Consider the following 5,973-nt stretch of genomic DNA (forward strand, 5'->3'; position numbering starts at 1 on the left):
GGCCTACATCATTGGCAAGAACTGCGTGCAGTTCTTCACCGTCGAACCGGAGCCTCTCCTTCCATTATGCACCACGCCCCGGCCTTACGACATACATCTCGTCGGTCTGAGGCGAAGCCTCGTTAGGATTCTGCTTCGCCCGGGCGCTACAATCGCCGCCATGACGTCGAGCGCCCTCCGCGCGAGCATCGTGCGCCTCGGAGGAAGGGAATGATCGAACCCAGCCACAACATCGATAAGCTGGTCGCCGAGCTCACCCTCGAGGAGAAGGCACGGCTGACCGCCGGCGAGGACATGTGGTCGACGGTCGCGATCGAGCGGCTCGGCATCCCGAAGGTCCGCATGACCGACGGGCCCAACGGCGCCCGTGGGTCCGCGCTGCTCGGCGCGGGCCCCGCCACCGCCGCCTGCACGCCCTGCGGCTCTGCGCTGGGGGCGACGTGGAACCCCGGCTTGGTCGAGCGTGTCGGGGCGATGGTAGGCGAGGAGGCCCGCACCAAGGCGTGCCGGGTGCTGCTCGGTCCGACGGTAAACATCCACCGCTCACCCCTGGGTGGCCGCAACTTCGAGTGCTACGCCGAAGACCCGCTGCTCGCGGGGCGGGTCGCCGCCGCGTTCGTGCGCGGCGTGCAGTCCCAAGGCGTAGTCACCACGGTCAAGCACTTCGCCGGCAACGACGCCGAGTTCGAGCGCAACACGATCAACTCGGTGATCGACGACCGCGCCTTGCGGGAGATCTACCTGGTGCCCTTCGAGCTCGCCGTCCGCCATGGGGGGGCGCTCGGGATCATGACGGCTTACAACCGGCTCAACGGCCCGTTCTGCGCCGAGCACGCCGGGCTGCTGGCCGGGATCCTGCGCGGCGAGTGGGGGTTCGAGGGGTTCGTGCTCACCGACTGGTACGCCCTCGGCTCCACCGCGGGGTCGGCCGAGGCGGGGCTCGACCTCGAGATGCCGGGACCCGGCCGCTTCTTCGGGCCGGCGCTCGCCCGAGCGGTCGAGGCCGGCGAGGTGGACCAGGCGCGGCTGGACGCCCAAGTGCGCCGGCTCTTGAGCGTGTTCCACTGGGCCGGGGCGTTCGACGACCCGCCCGACGTCGGCGAGCGCTCCGTCGACCGCCCCGAGCACCGCGCGCTGGGGCGTGAGGCGGCGGCCGAGGCGATGGTGCTGTTGAAGAACGACGGCGTGCTGCCGTTGGACCCCGCGCGCATCCGCGCCCTGGCCGTGATCGGGCCCAACGCCGATCGGGCTCAGATCATGGGTGGCGGGTCGGCCAGCCTGCGGCCCCACTACCGCATCACTCCTCTGGAGGCGATCCGCGCACGCCTGAGCGACCGAGTTACCATCCGTCACGAGCGGGGCTGCGACACGGCGCGTACGACGCTGCCGCTTGGGGTGACACAATTGAGCACGCCGGACGGCACGCCGGGGCTAGCGGTCGAGTTCTTCGCAGGTCCCGACCTCGCCGGCGCGGTGGTGCACCAACGCGTCAGTCTCGATAGCCACCTGCTGTTCTTCGGCGAGCCGGCGCCCGACGTCCCCGCGGAGGCGTTCTCGTTCCGGGCCACTGGCCGGTTCACGCCGGTGGACGCCGGCCCGCACACCTTCACGCTCGTGCAGGCCGGCCGGGCCCGTGTCCTCGTCGATGGCGAGGTCCTCCTCGACGGCATGAGCGATCCGCCACCGCCAGGCCAGGAGCTCTCCGGCCTGGGCAGCGAGGAGATCACGGCGACCGTCGAGCTCGTTGCCTGCCGGCCCTATGAGCTGGTGATCGAGTACTCGAGTCACGACACGGCGGTGCTCCGGGGCGTCAAGGTCGGCTGTCGCCTGCCGTCGCCCGACGATCTGCTCGATCGGGCAGTCGCCGCGGCGGCGGCGGCCGACGCGGCGGTCCTCCTCGTGGGTGCCAACGACGACTGGGAGTCGGAGGGTCACGACCGCGAGGCGATGGACCTGCCCGGGGACCAGGACGCGTTGGTCAGCCGGGTCGTCGCGGCCAATCCGAACACGGTGGTGGTCGTAAATGCGGGGTCGCCGGTGACGATGGGGTGGGCAAGTGAGGCCCCGGCCATTCTCCAGATCTGGTTTGGAGGCCAGGAGATGGCGAACGCCCTCGTCGATGTCCTAGTTGGAGCGTCGGAGCCGGCCGGCCGCCTGCCCACGACGTTCCCGATCCGGCTGGAACACAACCCGTCGTACGGCAACTTCCCCGGCGAGAACGGCCAGATCCGCTACGGCGAGGGCGTGCTGGTCGGCTATCGCTGGTACGAAGCCCGTCGCCTCCCGGTCCGGTTCCCCTTCGGTCACGGCTTGTCGTATACGACATTCACGATCGGCGAACCGCGTCCGTCGTCCAGCGAGCTCCTCTCAGGCGCGACGCTCGCCATCGACGTGCCGGTCACCAACTCGGGCCGCCGGCGGGGCGCCGAGGTCGTCCAGTGCTATGTGGCTCCTCTCTCGTCGCGTGTGGTGCGACCGCCCAAGGAACTCAAGGGGTTCGCCAAAGTATGGCTCGATCCCGGGGAGACAGCGACGGTCAGGCTGGCGCTCGATGAGCGAGCCTTCGCCTACTGGGACCCTGGTGATCCCGACTGGGCCGCGATCCAAGCCCGGCTGGCTGGCTTGGTGCCCGTACCGGCCGAGCGCGGAGGCGAGCGGCGCACCGATCCGGGCTGGTACGTCGACGCCGGGCGCTACGAGCTACACATCGGCAGATCGTCTCACGACATCGCCCACATCGTGCCGATCACGGTCAAGACCGATCGGCATGACCCGGGTTCCGGCCGCTAGCGATCCGCTCGCGGACCAGCCGTTTCCGCTGTCCGAGCTCTGGGAAGCCGTCCTGCTCTGCTCGATGCCCACCCGGCTGCCGCATCCCGACCTGCGGCGGCAACGGGTCTCGCGGTCGAACGAGCGCGGGCCCGCCCTGCGCTAGGGCCCGCTCCACTGATAGAGCCAGGTGTCCGTGAGCATCTGATTCCCGAGCTTGAGTTGGGCGTGGAACTCGACTGGATCTTGCTTGGGATCTGGGGCGAATTCGAACACCAGACGCCAGGAGTGGTCGATCAGGTTCTTCTACATTTCAGGTTTGATTATCCTTCCGGAGAGGAAGCACTCAGGACCGGCTCGACCTTTGCCTCGGGGTTTAGGGAAGCCAGGGCTTCGGTGCCGAAATCGACGACGAACTTGCGCTTGCTGCTGTCGAGCCGGCCCGTGCCCGAGGCGCCCGTGTGCGTGGAAACGGCTCTGCCTCCGGGTGGCCCCGGCGAACTGTTGAGGAGGAAGTCCAGGCGATAGTTGAAAAACCATTCCTGGCCGGCAGCGGTCGATTCCTCCGGTACAAAAAAAGGCCACGATGTTGTCGTAGAACTCGGCGTCGCTCGGGATCTCGATGAGATAAAGCGAGCCGGGTCCCCACCGGCCCAAGGGCTCGACCCAGGCGCTTGGACGTGCGTGATACATGGAGGTCAAATCCTGATAGTGATCGAAGATCCGATCGCGTTGCATCAGGCCGAAGCCTGCGATGTCCTCTCCCGCGAAGACACTGGTCGCCACCTTGCGCGGATTGTTCAATGGCCGCCAGAGCCACTCGCCGCTGTGCATGGCGATGAGCAGGCCGTCGGAATCGTGGACCTCGGGCCGGGAATCGTCGAAGCGTCTGTCACCGTGCTCGCCATGGAAGAACATGCTGGTCAAGGGGGCGACACCCATGCGTCTCACCCCTTGGCGAAGAAACACACGGGCCTTGACTTCCATCGACAGATCGATACCGGGGTGGATGAGGAAGCGGTAGGCCCCGGCCGCGCTCGGGCTATCGAGCAGGGCATAGACGGTGAGCGTTTCACTGTGAGGTTTTGGCTTTTCTATCCAGAACTCCTTGGCTGCCGCCGCCGTCGGCGACCGCGAACTCCGGGGTGTCGTGATCGATCCGACACTGACCCAGCCGGCGTTGGCGCGGAGATCGTAGATGCCGTAGGGAATCGCCTTGCTCAGTTCCTCGTCCTGAAAGCTGGTGACTGCCCCGGCTTTCGACTCAACTCGGCCGCCAGCGTGCGGACGCTCTTGCAGGATCCAGCGGAGTGGCGACATCGGAAGGCCTCGGGTGGCGGCTCCGTAACTCCTCCGGCGCCGGGCGCAACCCCGCATCCGTGTCCGTCAGCCGCGGCCGGCCCGCACTTCGAACTTCTCGGCAATGAGCGATTCGTCGTCCACCCCGCAATGGTATCGGGTCCGATCGTACTTGTAAACTCTAACGTTGCATAAATGTCGCTTGGCTGAGGATCTCATGCAGCTTGCAGTGCGTCGAGGTAATGCAACAACTCCTCTTGGACCGCGCGCCGCACTCGCGCCCGGGCATCGGATGCCGAGCCCAGAATCCCCACCAACCCACCGAGCCCGGCGCTTCCGCCGGCGCGCACCGCTTTTGCACCGCAACTCATTACCTAGCCCGTCCGACCAAATATTAGCGGCACTTTCTCCGTTGACAACCCGCGTTGAATCCGCTATCGTTTGACCCAGCGCAGGATGACGCTGGGTAACGTGTCGCAGACCAGATCGCTGCGAGACCGGCAGCAGATCCACCGGCAAGAGGAGGGCTGACACGGGACTCGTTGCGTGGCCTCTGGATCGCAAATGGCGGGATTATCAGATCCCGATATGGCAAGCGCCCGAGCCAGAATCACAGGCAGATTTCTAGACTCACGTGAGAGATACAGCTATTGTACTAGGAGAATGTAAGAGTATGGAACTGTGCGTTGTGGTCCCCACTTTTAATGAGGTACAAAACATTCAACCGATGGTGGAACGCCTCAGCCTCGCTCTCGAACGGATAGAGTGGGAGGTGGTTTTCGTTGATGATGATTCGAGTGACGGCACCGCGGATGTTATCCGGGCGCTCGCTCTGGACAACATCCGCGTGCGTTGTTTGCAGCGAATCGGGCGTCGCGGTCTGTCCACGGCTGTTATCGAAGGCATGTGCAGCACCGGTGCAACCTATTTGGCGGTCATCGACGGCGATCTGCAACACGATGAATCCCTGTTGCCCAAGATGCTCTCTACGTTAAAGAGCGAGGGGGTCGATATCGTCATCGGTAGTCGTTACATCGTTGGGGGCAGCACGGGCGCGTGGGAAGACTCCCGTGCTCGGATCAGCGCACTCGCCAACCGCCTCAGTCGGCTAATCATTAAGACCGAACTCTCTGACCCGATGAGCGGGTTCTTCATGCTGCGCCGGGACGCCTTCTTCTCTGCGGTTCGGCGGCTATCTGGCCTTGGTTTCAAGATCCTGCTCGACCTCTTTTCGTCCTCGCCGAACTCGCTACGTTACAAGGAGTTGCCTTATACGTTCCGACCGCGGACGCACGGTGCGAGCAAACTGGACAGCCAGGTCGCTATTGAATACTTGTTGCTTCTTATCGATAAGCGGGTGGGACATGTTGTGCCTGCACGCTTTATCATGTTTGCAGGTATTGGGGCCCTGGGGCTTGGCGTACACTTGGCGGCGTTATGGCTTGGCCTCCGCCTGGTAGGCATGGGATTCGTTACGGCCCAGACGGTGGCGACACTGATCGCTATGACATCGAATTTCTATTTGAATAACATCTTGACATACCGCGATCGGCGCTTGCGCGGCACCAGGCTACTTGTAGGCCTGTTGTCGTTTTATCTGGTCTGCAGTGTCGGTGTTCTGGCCAACATTGGAGCTGCCGACTACGTTTATAGAATAGATCAGGTCTGGTGGGTCGCTGGCATGGCGGGAGCCTTCGTCGGCGCGGTATGGAACTATGCTATGTCGTCACAGTTTACCTGGAGTCGCTAGCCCGGATTTCTCACCGGTGGTATGGAAGAAGGCCGTACCTCGTAGCATAATATGTTCTAGATCAGCAGGTTATGCCGATATACGAGGACGGCCTTATGAACACAGAGTGTAGCGCAGAGCGGATAGACTTTCACGGTCTTAGAGGGCGGGGGGTG

Annotated in this window: 4 protein-coding genes and 2 pseudogenes; 3 read left to right on the forward strand and 3 right to left on the reverse strand. The window is 64.3% G+C overall.

What is annotated here, in order from left to right; genetic code table 11:
- Together M3461_20400 and M3461_20405 are read left to right on the forward strand one after the other, a co-directional pair.
- The coding region (locus M3461_20400) for a hypothetical protein (GenBank protein ID MDQ3776544.1) at window positions 1-214 on the forward strand (214 nt) is incomplete at its 5' end.
- The gene (locus M3461_20405) at window positions 211-2,790 is read left to right on the forward strand and encodes a glycoside hydrolase family 3 C-terminal domain-containing protein (protein MDQ3776545.1); all 2,580 of its coding nucleotides are present in this window, start codon (window positions 211-213) and stop codon (window positions 2,788-2,790) included. The genes M3461_20400 and M3461_20405, both read left to right, overlap by 4 nt.
- Before the next feature lie 141 nt (window positions 2,791-2,931).
- Here the strand turns inward: M3461_20405 and M3461_20410 are convergent.
- From M3461_20410 to M3461_20420, 3 genes and pseudogenes are all read right to left on the reverse strand, one after another.
- Window positions 2,932-3,290 (reverse strand): annotated as a pseudogene (locus M3461_20410) (glucan biosynthesis protein).
- A gap of 106 nt (window positions 3,291-3,396) precedes the next feature.
- Window positions 3,397-3,924 (reverse strand): annotated as a pseudogene (locus M3461_20415) (glucan biosynthesis protein).
- A 359-nt stretch (window positions 3,925-4,283) separates the two neighbouring features.
- Window positions 4,284-4,439: a hypothetical protein gene (locus tag M3461_20420; GenBank protein MDQ3776546.1), complete on the reverse strand. Its 156-nt coding sequence runs from the start codon at window positions 4,437-4,439 to the stop codon at window positions 4,284-4,286.
- A gap of 302 nt (window positions 4,440-4,741) precedes the next feature.
- On the opposite strand from M3461_20420, the gene M3461_20425 reads away from it, so the two are divergent.
- Window positions 4,742-5,818 carry a glycosyltransferase family 2 protein gene (locus M3461_20425; protein MDQ3776547.1) on the forward strand — a complete coding sequence of 359 codons (1,077 nt, stop codon included), beginning with the start codon at window positions 4,742-4,744 and terminating at the stop codon, window positions 5,816-5,818.
- The last annotated feature ends 155 nt before the right edge of the window (window positions 5,819-5,973 follow it).

Source organism: Pseudomonadota bacterium, assembly GCA_030860485.1.
Taxonomy (GTDB): Bacteria; Pseudomonadota; Gammaproteobacteria; order JACCXJ01; family JACCXJ01; genus JACCXJ01.

Bases quoted from the DNA above. Each gene is read 5' to 3' on its own strand.
- M3461_20405 (MDQ3776545.1), top strand. From the start codon at position 211: ATGATCGAACCCAGCCACAACATCGATAAGCTGGTCGCCGAGCTCACC.
- M3461_20420 (MDQ3776546.1), bottom strand. From the start codon at position 4,439: ATGAGTTGCGGTGCAAAAGCGGTGCGCGCCGGCGGAAGCGCCGGGCTC.
- M3461_20425 (MDQ3776547.1), top strand. From the start codon at position 4,742: ATGGAACTGTGCGTTGTGGTCCCCACTTTTAATGAGGTACAAAACATT.